Below are 13,632 nucleotides of genomic sequence, written 5' to 3'. Positions count from 1 at the left end.
ATTGACCCGGCATGCCTGGAACGCAACGCCCCGCGCTGCGTCAAAATGGCTTGCCCGGCGACCGATGGATGGATGGCTATGGCCGCGAATATCAGGAAGCGCTGCTCGATCGTCACGCTGGCTGCCGCCATTGTTGCTGCCGTCTCGGCCACCGGCCACGCCGCGGAGGAAGGCATCGACAAGGCAAAGGCCGATGCGTTCGACGTCAGGATGCTCGCCAAGCCACCCGGCAACAAGGCCTATGCCTGCTTCGTCCGCCGTTACGATCCCGAGCATCTGGCGCGGCATCCGCTCCAGAAGGTCCGGGCCATGAAGCTCTTGATAACGGCGGAGATCCCGCCGGACGAGAACACCACCAATTATTCGTTCCGCCTCGGCGTCAAATATCGCCACCGCGCCGGCGATTTCGATTCCAGCGGCAGTTGCGGCCATGTCATCTCCGAAGACGCCGGCCATGAGATTCGGTTCGGCTGCGGGGTCGATTGCGACGGCGGCGGCATCGTCGTGGCGATGTCGAAGGATGACAAGTCCGCGATCATTCGGCTCGAACGGGTGCGGATCTGGCAGAACAACAAGCCCGACGAAGAAGCCGAGGATTCGCTGGTGGCCGGCGCCGACGACAGGATCTTCCGGCTCGACCGCGTCGAGGCCCGTGAATGCGCGTCATTGGTGACCGACCGCAAGGAACTTGCGGCCATCAGGCACAAATAGCGGTCGCACCGACAACCACCGGGGGACGCTCACGATGGAGGATGCCATGCATCGACGCAGCATGTTGTGGGGGGTGGTCTCCACCCTTGGCGCGGCCTTCGCCGCATCGCGCGCCAATGCCGCCGCTGACGCCGCAGCTCCGGCCAAATTGAAAGTGGTCTACCACCTCAACGACCTCGACAAGGTCTCGTTCGTGCTCGGCAACATCCAGAATCATTTCGACGGCGTCGGCGGCCCCGACCACGTCACCATCGCGCTCGTCATCCACGGCCAGGCGCTGCGGGCGTTTCACTCGGCCTCCGCGAACCCCGACATCACCCGGCGCGTCGGCCAGTTTTCCAAGGCCGGTCTCGAACTCGCGGCCTGCGGCAACACCATGAAATCGCAGAAGGTCGAGCTGAAGGACTTGCTGCCGGGTTTCATCAGCGCCGACCGGGGCGGCGTGGTCCGGATCGCGGAACTGCAGTCGCAGGGCTATCTCTACCTGCGGCCGTGAACCGGCATCCTGGTGTGGTCACAAACAGGTCTGGGGCGGTCGCCGCCTATCGATCGACGACTTGCCCAAAACGGAAATAGACATCGGCCTTCATTCCGACCATCAGCTCTCCCGATCCCGTCAGCTTGACCATGACTTCCACGATATTCACATCGGTCTGATTGCGCGATCCGGAAGGCTCGAGGCGGCCCGGCTCGACGAGCGGCGCGATCGAAGAGACAATTCCCTCGAACTCGCGACCCGGAAACGCCGCAGCCCGTACCGATACCGGTTGCTTCACCTTGACGGATCCGAGGTCGCGTTCGTCCAATTCCGCGCGCAGGCACAGGGCCGAGAGATCGGCGAGTTGCAGCGGTGGCTGTGGCGAACCCGGTGAAACAAGCTCGCCTGCCCGCACATTGACCTGGAGCACGGTGCCGTCGATCGGCGCGCGCACCGTCATCTTGTCGAGGGCGGATCGCACCACCGCATATTCCGAGCGGGCGATGCTGAGCTGCCCCTCCAGCAGGCTGGGTAGAGGGCTGTCCTCCTCGGTTGTCTGGAGCTCCTCCTGGCGTTTGGTCAACTCGACCTGGGCCCGTGCCAGTGCCGAGCGGGCCGTCGTCAGGCTGTCGTCCGGCCCGCCTTTGGCTCGCCATTCGGCAGCCGCACGATCGACGATGGCGCGAACGTCATACACCGCCTGTTCGGCATTGGCCACGGCATCCCTCGCCTTGCGTCGCGCGTTCGCGCTGCCGCTTGCCGACCTTTCATCACGGGCGCGCTTGCGCAGCGCGACTTGCGTTTCGGCGGCGGCGAGCCGTGCGGCGGGTTCGCCGTCAGCGAGATGGATCAGCGGTTCGCCAGCAAAAACCCTGTCACTGGCCTTCACCAGCACCTTGTCGACCACCCCCGTGACATCGGTCGCGACCTTGATCTGGCCGGAGCAGGATTCGACGCGACCGGGCGCAACGGCCTGCCATCGCTTGTCATCGGGTGAGGCGATCGTGACGCCGCTGGCCGCCATCAAGACCCCTGCAGCGATGACCAGCTCAGCGAGCGCAACCAAGGCCCCGCGGCGTTTCGACATGGATAATCGTCCCCGATAACATTCACATGCAATCATTGCAGCTCCGCTCCGCGCCGCGGTGCTCCTCCCGGACAATCCGCCCGTCTTCGATATGGACAACCCGATCCGCCAGCGGCAGCAGCCGCGGATCATGCGTCACTATGAGCACCGCGCGTCCTTGTTCCCTGGCGATTCCGGCCAGGATCCTCATGACCGCCTGGCCGTTCTCGCCATCCAGGGCGGCCGTTGGCTCATCTGCAAGAATGATAGACGGATTTCCGACGATGGCGCGAGCAATCGCAACGCGCTGCTGCTCCCCGCCGCTGAGTTCGCGCGGAAACGCCTTCAACTTGTGCGGCAGTCCGACCCTGGCCAGGGCTTCGCGTGACTTAGCCTTTGCGCGTCTGGAACGCTCGCCGCGTATATCCAGGGCCAACCGGACATTGTCGGTAGCGGACAGCGTCGGAAACAGATGAAACGACTGGAAGACGAAGCCGACATGCTCTCTCCTGAGAAGTGCGAGGTCCTCGGGTTCGGCGCCGCCGGTTGAACGCCCGCGGATACGAACCGTCCCTTCCGTCGGCGTCAGCATACATCCGAGTATCGACAGCAGCGTCGTCTTGCCGCTGCCGGAAGGTCCCATCAGCAGCGTCAGCTCGCCGCCATTAAGCGCCAGGCTTACGCTCTTGAGAGCCGCCACCTTCGCTGCGCCGCTGCCAAGGTCCTTCGACACATTCACCGCTTCGATCATGGGATCTGTCATCGCGTGAACACCATGACCGGGTCGATGCGGGTGACTTGAATGATCGCGGCGATGGCCGATCCGACACACATCACGACGGTCAGCAGAAACAGCCCGATCGTCAATCCGGGCGTAATGACGATCGGCAATGCGGTGGCCGCAGTCAGCTTCACGATGGCCTCGCCGACAAGCGCGGCGATAGAGAAGCCGATGATGGCATTGAGGAGCGCCTGGCAGACGATCACCGCATAGATATAGCGCCGGGACGAACCCATCGCACGCAGAGTGGCGAACTCGTTCAAATGCTCTTTCGTGCTTGAATAGAGCGTCTGGGCGACAATGACGGTACCGACGATCACGCCGAGCAACGCTCCGGCGAACAGCGCGGCGCCCGCGCCGGTACTGAACAGCCAGAAGGCGCGGCTGCGCTCGCGAAACTCGGCCGGTGTCAGCACCTCGACATCGGAGATGTTCGACAGGATTTGACGGCGGACGGAGGCCACGTCGGTGTTAGGGCTCAGGCGAACCAGAAAATAGGTGGCCTTGCCGGAAGGGACTCCGGTGTGAGCGCGCGCCCGATCGACGTCCATGAAGACGAAAGGCGTCGTGGTGAATGAACGGATGCCGTTGGTGACGACCGCGACCCGCACGAGTTGCTGGCGGATTTCGGCGGTTGCCCCGATTCCCGAGATGCCGAGCCGGTCGAAATAGGAGCGATCGACGGCGACCGCCTTGGGCGTCGACAGCGCTTCGATCCGGCCTTCCACCAGGTTCCAGGGCTGCAGGCCGCCGGACCGGAGATCCGAGCCAACCACGAAAACCGGAGTCGTCGCACCGCCCGGCATTCGCCAATCTGCAAATCCGATCACGACAGGAATTGCCTCCGCCACACCGTTGATCGAAAGCGCGCGATATCGCTCACGCGCGTCCAGCAGCGACGGGTCCTCGAAGCACTTGGTGCCTTGCGGCATGATCCAGAGATCGGCCGACGCATGATCGATCATCGTCGTCACCATTCGCCCAAAGCCCAGATACAGACCCATCTGGACGGTTACCAGAACGATCGAGAATACGATCCCGATCACGGTCGCGATGAAGCGAAGCCGGTCATGAAACAGATTCCGGAATGCGAGAATAAAAACCAGTGGCATTATTACGGGGACTCGATCACTTTCCGTCCAACATCAGTTCAGTCTTCACGCGCGGCGTGCTCCGCGCGTGGTTGCATTCAGTCGCGAGACCGGCGGTGCGCCGCCAATGGCGGCGGCGATCGACCAGCTCATGATCAGTGTACCACCGAACACAATCGCGGCCTTGCCGATCGCAAACAGATCGTTGCCCAGCAGCGCATATTGCAGCCAGACGGCAAACGCGTAATGGATCAGGTACATTCGGTAGGCATTGGCTGACAGGCTGTCAAAGGCCCGCAGGCGCCAATGTGCAAAGCGCAGGCAGATCGCCAGCGAGCACATGCAGCCCGCCGCGCAGGCGACGACAAAGCCCATGCCAGCGGCCAATTTCGCGAACAGGGAGGCATTGCTCCAATCCGCCATCGTCACCGAGGTCGGCACGGCCCAGAGCAGGAAACCGGCAAAGGCTGCGGAGAGCCATGCCGGCCAGCGCCGCGCGAGGACCCCATCGCGGTCAAGCAGGCCACGGTCGAGGCCATAGGTCCCGACCGCTACTCCCGCAAGAAAATAGACGAGGTAATGCAACGGGCGACTGGATTGAAACGAGATGGGGCCGATGTTCACCCATGCGAACGGTGAAAACGCCAGCACCAGGGGCACATAGGCCAGCGCGGAGATCGTCACCAGTACAACAAGGAACCGCACCGGATTGCCGCTGGCGAAGGCCGCCAGCTGGACAAGGAACTGGCCCCATCCGCGAACGAAACCATGCATCGCGGCCGCGAGAGCATTGAATATCAACAGCATACCCAGGAACCACTGCGGCCCACACGGCCAGAACGGCAGCGCGAGCCAATGTTGCCAATATGCGTTCGGGCTGGGGTCAGTGGCAGTCGTGCGATAGGCGGCATAATACGCGAGCGGCGCAAGAAGAATGATGGCCAGCGCCATCGGCAGGCCAATCCGCAGCAGGCGATCCGACAGAAACTTCCAGCTTCCCTTGCGCGCAAGGCTTGATGGCACGAACAGGCCCGAGAGGAAGAACATCAGGGTCATTAGAACCACGTCCTGCCAGGCGCAGAACAGGTCGAAGCCGAACCATCGCTGGCTGTCCACGATCGGAAAGGCCAGCCATAGATAAGGTTCGCTGCCGAAGGGATAGGCGGCCGGCGGCAGGGAAGCGAGGTAGGGAAGGACCGAGTGGAAAGCCAATACGATGAGGATCACAACAGCTCGAAGATTAACGAGGGCAATGCTTGATCCGCTCATTGTCGCGCAAGTCCCACGCCAATCCACCGAATCGCCCTCCCCGGGGATTATTCTTGCCGGTCGGAGCACATAATCTGTCAATCGCACGCACCTTGCCTTGATCTGATGCAATCTGGGCGCAAATACGGATGTTCGCTGCCAAAAAAACATCCCAGGCAATGGCATATTCGCTGCGTTAGCGAACGCGGCGACCGGCCAGCGACCGTTTCTGCCTTCACTTACGTTTTCTGCCTTCACTCAAACGTCTATGGCGAGCGACCGCGCGCCCGCAAGAGTTCGGCGGCTGGAAGGTTGATGTAACGCAAGTGACGCCTTTTGTAGTGTGGCATTTTCCCAAGAGGCGGGCACTTTGAAGCAGGAAATGACTGACATCACACCCCTACGAGCGACCTCGGAAAAGCGGCAGTCCGTTCGCGCACTCCGCCTTGGCCGTCGCCTCAGGCTGACAGGCCTCGAGGCTGCAGACATCAATCAAGCAGAAGCGATCACGACGTCGCCCTTGATATTGCGCCTCGGCGGTGGAGGCATTGCCGCGCTGTTGCCCTACGGTACCGTTGTCCTCATCGGGGTTTCGCCTGGCGAGGAAGAAGCCTTGCTGCAAAAGCTCGGCGGCCGCGTCGAAAGCCGGTTGGACGCGCCGGTCATCGTTGCATCGGAGATCTCGATCGGAACGAGCGAGGGGATCTCGGGGGATATCATCACCGTTCGGGACCTGTCACCGGCGCGCCTCGTTGCCGTTGCCGACGCGCTGGCCAAGAATGTCGCGCTCGCCTTTGAGGAAGAGGAAGTCCGGAATGTACTGGAGGCGCTGGAACCGATCGCCAGCGACCTCGCCAGCTCCGGCCAGCTGCCGTGGAAACGGAGACGGATGCTGCGCACCGTGGGCCATGCCTTGCTGACCCATCATCGCCTTCTCGAACGGGTCGAGGTTGAAGAGCGACCCGAGCTGTTGCCAAATGACGGTGAAACCGGACGTTTGCACGACCGTCTGGCCGAAGCCTATCATTTCAAGAAGCGAGCCAAGGCGTTGTCGCGCAAGCTCGACGCCGTCGAGGTGATGATGACCGCGCTGACCGAACTGATCGACGCGCAGCGCGGGATTCGGCTGGAAACGATGATCGTGCTCCTGATCATGCTCGAGATTTCGGTCTATCTCTACGACCTCTTCTTGCGCCCCGGCTGACTTCTGCGTCGCGCCATGACCGCCGCCGGTCGCCGCCGCCAGAAAAGGCCGGTTCAATCGACCTTCAAAAACCTGGATCGCCACCAAACTGCCGTCTCCCGGTGGGATCGATATGTTGCGGGTGGCGTTATGGTGCCGGGATACGCATAATCCCTTCATCAGCGCCGCCTAACGACGTGTTGACAACCCGGCTTCTCGCCAGAAAAGGTGCGGGAACCCAGCTCGAACAGAACAAGGCACCATGAATCCCGTCAAAGCACTCGAAAACCACGGCCAGGCGGTCTGGCTGGATTTCCTGGCCCGCGGCTTCGTCGCCAAGGGCGACCTGAAGCAGCTAATCGACACCGACGGCGTCAAGGGCGTTACGTCCAATCCCTCGATCTTCGAGAAGGCGATCGGCAGCTCGGACGAGTATGACGGCGCGATCGGCGTTGCCCTGAAAAAGGGCGATCGTCCGATTGCCGAGCTGTTCGAACATCTGGCGATCGAGGACATCCAGAACGCGGCGGACGTGCTGCGCCCGGTCTACGACCGATTGAATGGCGGCGACGGTTTCGTCAGCCTGGAAGTGTCCCCCTATCTGGCGATGGACACCAAGGGTACGATCACCGAGGCCGAGCGGCTCTGGAGCAACGTCAAGCGCCGAAACCTGATGGTAAAGGTGCCGGCGACGCCGGAAGGCCTGCCCGCGATTCAGCATCTGATCGGCGAAGGCATCAGCATCAACATCACGCTGTTGTTCTCGCAGAAGGTCTATGTGCAGGTCGCCGAGGCCTATCTCGCGGGCCTCGAAGAATTCGTCAAGAACGGTGGCGACCCCTCGCGCGTCGCCAGCGTCGCCAGCTTCTTCGTCAGCCGGATCGACAGCGCGGTAGACAAGGCACTCGACGATAAGATCGCGAAGGCGAACGACCCCACCCAGAAAGCGCGGTTGGCCGCATTGAAAGGCAAGGTCGCCATCGCAAATGCAAAACTCGCCTACCAGGATTACAAACGCCTGTTCTCCGGCGCGCGCTGGGACAAGCTCGCCGCCAAGGGCGCCAAGCCGCAGCGTTTGCTGTGGGCTTCGACCGGCACCAAGAACAAGGACTATAGCGACGTGCTCTATGTCGAGGAGCTGATAGGTCCCAATACCATCAACACCGTGCCGCCGGCCACGCTCGACGCCTTCCGCGATCACGGCAAGCCGCGCGACAGCCTCGAGGAAAATGTCGAGGATGCCTGGCGCGTGCTCACCGAACTCGAAAAATCCGGCATCTCGCTCGACGCCATCACCGCCGAGCTGGTCAAGGACGGCGTCAGGCTGTTCGCGGACGCCGCCGACAAGCTCTACGGCGCAGTAGCGCACAAGCGCGCCACCGTGCTCGGCGGCGGCATCGACCGTCAGCAGCTCAAGCTCGGAAGCCACCTCGGCAAGGCCGTCGAGAAGGCCACCGAGGACTGGCGCGCATCGGCCAACATCCGCCGCCTCTGGCACAAGGACAAGTCGGTGTGGACCGGCACCGATGAGCACAAATGGCTGGGCTGGCTCGACAGCGCCGCCGCAGCCGATATCGCCAACTACGAGGACTATGCGCAGCGCGTGAAGGGACAGAACTTCACCGACACCGTGGTGCTCGGCATGGGCGGATCGAGCCTCGGGCCCGAAGTGCTGGCGGAGGCGTTTGCAAAGAAAGCCGGCTTTCCGAAACTGCACGTGCTGGATTCGACCGATCCTGCCCAGGTCCGCACCCTGCAGGCTTCCGTCGATCTCGCCAGCACGCTGTTCATCGTCTCCAGCAAATCGGGCGGCACCACCGAGCCCAACGTGATGAAGGATTATTTCTTCGCGCAGGTCTCCAAGACCATCGGCGCCGACAAGGCCGGCCACCGCTTCATCGCGGTGACCGATCCCGGCTCCTCGCTGGAGAAGGTTGCCGTCAAGCAAGGCTTTGCCCGTATCTTCCACGGCGATCCCACCATCGGCGGGCGCTACTCCGTGCTGTCGCCGTTCGGGCTGGTGCCGGCCGCGACCGCCGGCATCGACGTCAGCGCCCTGATCAGGCATGCGCTTGCGATGGTGCGCTCCTGCGGTCCCGACGTGCCGCCGCACGAAAATCCCGGCGTGCAGCTCGGCCTCGCGATGGGGCTGGCCGGTCTCGAAGGCCGCGACAAGGTCACCATTCTCTCGTCTCCCAAGATCGCCGATTTCGGCGCCTGGGCGGAGCAGTTGATCGCCGAATCCACCGGCAAGGACGGCAAGGGCCTGATCCCGATCGACGGCGAACCGTTGGGCGACCCCTCGCTCTACGGTAACGACCGGTTCTTCATCGATCTCAGAACCGAAGCCGAGAACGACGCTGCGCATGACGACAAGCTCGCTGCACTGGAAGCGGCCGACCATCCGGTGGTCCGCATCGTCATGAAATCGATCGACCATATCGGCCAGGAATTCTTCCGCTTCGAACTGGCGACGGCGGTGGCCGGCGCCGTGCTCGGTATCAATCCGTTCAATCAGCCCGACGTCGAGGACGCCAAGGTCAAGACCCGGGAACTGACCGCGGCCTTCGAGAAATCCGGTTCGCTGCCCGCCGAGAAGCCGGTGATGTCCAGCGCGCAGGCGGACCTCTACACTGACGAGAAGAACGCCGCCGACCTGCGCAGGGCCGGCGCCGACGGTGATCTCGGCTCCTGGCTGAAGGCGCATCTCGCCCGCGCCGGCGCGGACGACTACATGGCGCTGCTTGCCTATATCGAACGCTGCCCTGCGCATATCGGCAGCCTGCAGGCGATGCGGCTGAAGGTGCACGACCGGCGGCATCTTGCGACCTGCGCCGAATTCGGCCCGCGCTTCCTGCATTCCACCGGCCAGGCCTACAAGGGGGGGCCCGACAGCGGCGTATTCCTGCAGATCACATCAGATGACGACAGGGATCTCGCGGTGCCCGGCCAGAAGGCCAGTTTCGGCGTGATCAAGGCGGCGCAGGCCCGCGGCGATTTCGACGTGCTGACCGAGCGCGGCCGGCGCGCCTTGCGCGTGCATCTCAAGGGCGATCTCGCAGCGGGCCTGAACATGCTCGACGCAGCGATTCAGGATGCACTCAACTAAGGGTACTGCAGATGCAGCTCGGCATGATCGGCCTGGGGCGGATGGGCGGCAACATCGTCCGCCGGCTGATGAAGCACGGCCACTCCACCGTCGTCTACGACAAGGACCCGAAAGCGGTCGCGGCGCTCGCGGCCGAGGGCGCTACGGGCGGCCGTTCGCTGCAGGATTTCGTCGGCAAGCTGGAGCGGCCACGCAGCGTCTGGGTAATGCTGCCCGCGGGTAGGATCACGGAAGCGACGATCGATGAACTGACCAAACTGATGCAAGCCGGCGACGTCATCATCGACGGCGGCAACAGTTTCTGGCAGGACGACGTCCGCCGCGGCAAGGCGCTCAGGGAACACGGCATCCATTATGTCGACGTCGGTACCTCCGGCGGCGTCTGGGGCATCGAGCGCGGCTATTGCATGATGATCGGCGGCGACAAGGCGGTGATCGACCGGCTCGATCCGATCTTCGCGAGTCTCGCGCCGGGCCCCGGCGACATCCCGCGTACCGTGGGACGCGAGGGCCGCGATGCCAGGATCGAACAGGGCTATATCCATGCCGGTCCTATCGGCGCCGGGCACTTCGTCAAGATGATTCATAACGGCATCGAATACGGCTTGATGCAGGCCTATGCCGAGGGCTTCGACATCCTCAGAAATGCCAATATCGAGGCGCTGCCCGCCGAGCACCGGTTCGATTTCGACATTGCCGACATCGCCGAAGTCTGGCGGCGCGGCAGCGTGATCCCGTCATGGCTGCTCGACCTCACGGCCTCCGCGCTCGCCAAAAACCCGACGCTCGAAAGCTATTCGGGATTCGTGGAAGATTCCGGCGAGGGCCGCTGGACTGTCAACGCCGCCGTCGATGAGGCAGTCCCTGCCGAGGTGCTCACCGCAGCCTTGTTCGCGCGGTTCCGCTCGCGCAAGGACCATACCTTTGCCGAAAAAGTTCTTTCCGCGATGCGCGACGGCTTCGGCGGCCACAAGGAGCCGCAGCAGCATCCTGGGCCGGTGCAACAGAACGCCCCTGACATCGTCAAGCCAAAGGCGTAAATGCCGATGCCGTCAGACCAGCCGATCCAGAAGAAGCCCGAGCCCTGCTCCTTCGTTATCTTCGGCGCCACTGGCGACCTCGCGCACCGGCTGGTGATCCCCGCACTCTATAACCTTGCGGCAAGTGACCTTCTGCCAGACAGGCTCTGCGTGGTGGGCATCACCCGCAAGGTGATGTCGAACGAGGCCTTGCGCGACAGCCTGATGAATGGCTTGCGCCAATTCGCCACCCGCCCTGTGGAGGACGCAACGGCCGAACGCCTTTTGGAATGCGTCACCTGCATCGCCGCCGATCCCGGGGAGCCGGCCTCGTTCGACCGCATGCGAAAAGAGCTCGACGAACTCGAAGCTGCGCGGCAGACCGGTGGCAACCGCCTGTTCTATCTGGCGACGCCGCCCGACGCCTTTGTGCCGATCAGCCGTCAGCTCGGCCGCACCGGCATGCTGCGGCAGGACGCCGGCGCGTGGCGGAGGCTGGTGATCGAAAAGCCGTTCGGCACCGACCTCGCCTCGGCGAAGGCGCTGAATGCGGAATTGCTGGCGATTACCGACGAACACCAGATCTACCGGATCGATCATTACCTTGGCAAGGAGACAGTGCAGAACATTCTGGTGCTGCGCTTTGCCAACGGCATGTTCGAGCCGATCTGGAATCGCAATCACATCGATCACGTCCAGATCACGGTCGATGAGAAACTCGATGTCGGACACCGCGGCGGATTCTACGATTCGACCGGTGCGCTGCGCGACATGGTGCCGAGCCATCTGTTCCAGCTGCTTTCGCTGGTGGCGATGGAGCCGCCGATCCGTTTCGACGCCCATTCGGTGCGCGCCGAGAAAGCCGACGTGCTGGCGGCGATCCAGACCCAGAGCGAGAGCGAAGCCCTGCAGAATTCCGTGCGCGGTCAATACCGCGCCGGCAGGATCGACAATACCGAGGTCAGCGATTACCGCAGCACCAGGGATGTCAGGCCTGGCAGCACCACGGAGACCTATGCAGCGCTGAAGCTTTCCATCGATAACTGGCGATGGGCCGGCGTTCCCTTCTGCCTGCGCACCGGCAAGGCGCTCGGCCTCAAGCGCACCGAGGTCGCGATCAAGTTCAAGCAGGCGCCGTTTGCGATGTTCCGCTGCACGCCGGTGGAGACGCTGGCGCAGAACTACCTCGTGATTGGCGTGGCGCCGACCGAGGGTATCGCGCTGCAGTTCAACACCAAGGTGCCCGGCCCCTCAATCCGGATCGACGGCGTCGAGATGAAGTTCCGCTACAAGGATTATTTCCAGGCCGAGCCGAGCACCGGCTACGAGACGCTGATCCACGACTGCATGATCGGCGACAACATCCTGTTCCAGCGCGCCGACAGCGTGGAGGCCGGCTGGAAGGCCGTGCAGCCGTTCCTCGATGCCTGGAAAAAAGCCGGTGCCGACGGTCTACTGCCCTACCAGGCCGGCAGCGAAGGTCCCACTGAGGCCAATGCGCTGCTGACGCGCGACGGCCGCAGCTGGCGAAAGCTCGGCTAGATGGCGCTGCCGGAGAATGTCGTGAGCGATGAAATCGGCAAGATGCCGTGCGTGCTTGTCGTGATGGGCGTGTCCGGCTCCGGCAAGAGCACCATCGCGGACCGCCTCGCCCAACGACTGAACTGGGATTTCGAAGATGGCGACGTTTTTCACCCCGCCGGCAACGTCGCCAAGATGAGCGCCGGCCAGCCGCTGACCGACGAGGACCGCCGACCCTGGCTGCAGGCGATCGCCGATGAGATCGACCGGGCTTGCGAAGCGGGCGAACGTACAATCATCGCCTGCTCCGCGCTGAAACGCGCCTATCGCGATATTCTGGTGCATGGCCGCGACGACGTCAGGATCATCTTTCTCGATGGCACGCAGGATTTGATCGCAGCCCGCCTCGCCGCGCGCAAAGGCCATTTCATGCCGCCGGGACTATTGGCCAGTCAGTTCAGGACGCTTGAGCCGCCGGCCAACAGCGAAAATCCCGTCACCGTGTCGATCGATGCACCGGTCGAAGCCATCGTCGATGACATCATCAGCCGGTTGGGGCTCATTCCCGCCGACAACGCCGCGAACAGCCGGAGCCGCCCGTGACCCGCATCGCCCTGCTCGTCTCCGACGTCGACGGCACGCTACTGACCAAAGACAAGACCTTGACCGACGGCGCGAGGAACGCGGTGCGGCGGCTGCGCGATGCCGGCATCGGCTTTACCCTCACCTCCAGCCGCCCGACCGTCGGCATGCGATTCTTGATCGAGCCGCTTGGGATCACATTGCCGGTCGGAGCCTTCAACGGCAGCGCCATCGTCGACCCGCAGCTCAATCCGATCGAACAGCATCTGATCCCCGCAGCCGCGGCGCAAGCCAGCCTCGATGTGCTCGACGAATTCGGCCTCGATACCTGGCTGTTCACCCACGATCGCTGGCTCACGCGTAATCCTGACGGCGAATACGTCCCGAATGAACAACGCGCGATCCGGGCCGATCCGACCATCGTCGGGGATTTTGCGCCTTACCTGACGGCGGCCTGCAAAATCGTCGGCGCCAGCTCCGATGCCGCGCGGCTGCAGCGCTGCGAGGCTGCGATGCAGCAGGCGCTGGGCGCGCAGGCCACCGCCGTGCGCTCGCAAAGCTATTATCTCGACGTCACTCCGCCCGGCCGCAGCAAGGGGACTTTCGTGCAGGCGATGGCCAAACGCCTCGGCATTTCAACTGACGCAGTCGCCACCATCGGCGACATGGAAAACGATCTGGCGATGTTCGAAGCGAGCGGCATCTCCTTCGCCATGGGCAACGCCGCCGACAACATCAAAAAGATGGCGACGCATGTCACGGCCTCAAACGAGGACGAGGGATTTGCGAAGGCGCTGGAGATGATTTTGAGGAACAGTGAAGCGGGCTGAATCGAGGCGGGTA

At 63.2% G+C, this 13,632-nt stretch carries 12 protein-coding genes; 8 read left to right on the top strand and 4 right to left on the bottom strand.

The genetic code is table 11. The features are described 5' to 3' along the window. Window positions 1-72: 72 nt before the first annotated feature. Window positions 73-711 carry a hypothetical protein gene (locus tag KMZ29_RS06555; RefSeq protein ID WP_249779844.1) on the top strand — a complete coding sequence of 213 codons (639 nt, stop codon included), beginning with the start codon at window positions 73-75 and terminating at the stop codon, window positions 709-711. Between the two features lie 46 nt (window positions 712-757). After that, on the top strand, window positions 758-1,207 hold the full coding sequence (locus KMZ29_RS06550; RefSeq protein ID WP_215622964.1) for a DsrE family protein: 450 nt from the start codon (window positions 758-760) through the stop codon (window positions 1,205-1,207). Window positions 1,208-1,253: 46 nt separating this feature from the next. Here KMZ29_RS06550 and KMZ29_RS06545 read toward each other — a convergent pair whose 3' ends face one another. Genes KMZ29_RS06545 through KMZ29_RS06530 form a run of 4 tightly spaced genes read right to left on the bottom strand, consistent with a single transcriptional unit; the run spans window position 1,254 to window position 5,354 of the window. After that, on the bottom strand, window positions 1,254-2,276 hold the full coding sequence (locus KMZ29_RS06545; protein ID WP_249779843.1) for an HlyD family secretion protein: 1,023 nt from the start codon (window positions 2,274-2,276) through the stop codon (window positions 1,254-1,256). Between the two features lie 22 nt (window positions 2,277-2,298). Next, the gene (locus KMZ29_RS06540; RefSeq protein WP_215622963.1) at window positions 2,299-3,018 is read right to left on the bottom strand and encodes an ABC transporter ATP-binding protein; all 720 of its coding nucleotides are present in this window, start codon (window positions 3,016-3,018) and stop codon (window positions 2,299-2,301) included. Then, on the bottom strand, window positions 3,015-4,148 hold the full coding sequence (locus tag KMZ29_RS06535) for an ABC transporter permease (RefSeq protein ID WP_215622962.1): 1,134 nt from the start codon (window positions 4,146-4,148) through the stop codon (window positions 3,015-3,017). The genes KMZ29_RS06540 and KMZ29_RS06535 overlap by 4 nt, the downstream gene beginning before the upstream one ends. Window positions 4,149-4,193: 45 nt before the next feature. Further along, window positions 4,194-5,354 carry an acyltransferase family protein gene (locus KMZ29_RS06530; RefSeq protein WP_215622961.1) on the bottom strand — a complete coding sequence of 387 codons (1,161 nt, stop codon included), beginning with the start codon at window positions 5,352-5,354 and terminating at the stop codon, window positions 4,194-4,196. 403 nt (window positions 5,355-5,757) lie between these two features. Here KMZ29_RS06530 and KMZ29_RS06525 point away from each other — a divergent pair, with 403 nt between their 5' ends. The 6 genes from KMZ29_RS06525 to KMZ29_RS06500 all read left to right on the top strand — a co-directional run bounded on the left by KMZ29_RS06525 (window position 5,758) and on the right by KMZ29_RS06500 (window position 13,619). Next, window positions 5,758-6,579, top strand: coding sequence for an RMD1 family protein (locus tag KMZ29_RS06525; RefSeq protein WP_215622960.1), 822 nt, complete (start codon window positions 5,758-5,760; stop codon window positions 6,577-6,579). Between the two features lie 241 nt (window positions 6,580-6,820). After that, a complete protein-coding gene (locus KMZ29_RS06520) occupies window positions 6,821-9,667 on the top strand; it encodes a bifunctional transaldolase/phosoglucose isomerase (RefSeq protein WP_215622959.1) in 2,847 nt (948 codons plus the stop codon). A gap of 11 nt (window positions 9,668-9,678) precedes the next feature. Next, on the top strand, window positions 9,679-10,707 hold the full coding sequence (gene gnd / locus KMZ29_RS06515) for a phosphogluconate dehydrogenase (NAD(+)-dependent, decarboxylating) (RefSeq protein ID WP_215622958.1): 1,029 nt from the start codon (window positions 9,679-9,681) through the stop codon (window positions 10,705-10,707). After that, the gene (gene zwf / locus KMZ29_RS06510; protein WP_215622957.1) at window positions 10,708-12,228 is read left to right on the top strand and encodes a glucose-6-phosphate dehydrogenase; all 1,521 of its coding nucleotides are present in this window, start codon (window positions 10,708-10,710) and stop codon (window positions 12,226-12,228) included. 63 nt (window positions 12,229-12,291) lie between these two features. After that, window positions 12,292-12,810 carry a gluconokinase gene (locus KMZ29_RS06505; RefSeq protein ID WP_215624166.1) on the top strand — a complete coding sequence of 173 codons (519 nt, stop codon included), beginning with the start codon at window positions 12,292-12,294 and terminating at the stop codon, window positions 12,808-12,810. Beyond that, a complete protein-coding gene (locus KMZ29_RS06500) occupies window positions 12,807-13,619 on the top strand; it encodes a Cof-type HAD-IIB family hydrolase (RefSeq protein ID WP_215622956.1) in 813 nt (270 codons plus the stop codon). The genes KMZ29_RS06505 and KMZ29_RS06500 overlap by 4 nt, the downstream gene beginning before the upstream one ends. The last annotated feature ends 13 nt before the right edge of the window (window positions 13,620-13,632 follow it).

Origin of the sequence: Bradyrhizobium sediminis (assembly GCF_018736085.1) — a bacterium.
GTDB classification, from domain to species: domain Bacteria; phylum Pseudomonadota; class Alphaproteobacteria; order Rhizobiales; family Xanthobacteraceae; genus Bradyrhizobium; species Bradyrhizobium sediminis.
This window is presented reverse-complemented; position numbering and strand designations above follow the sequence as displayed.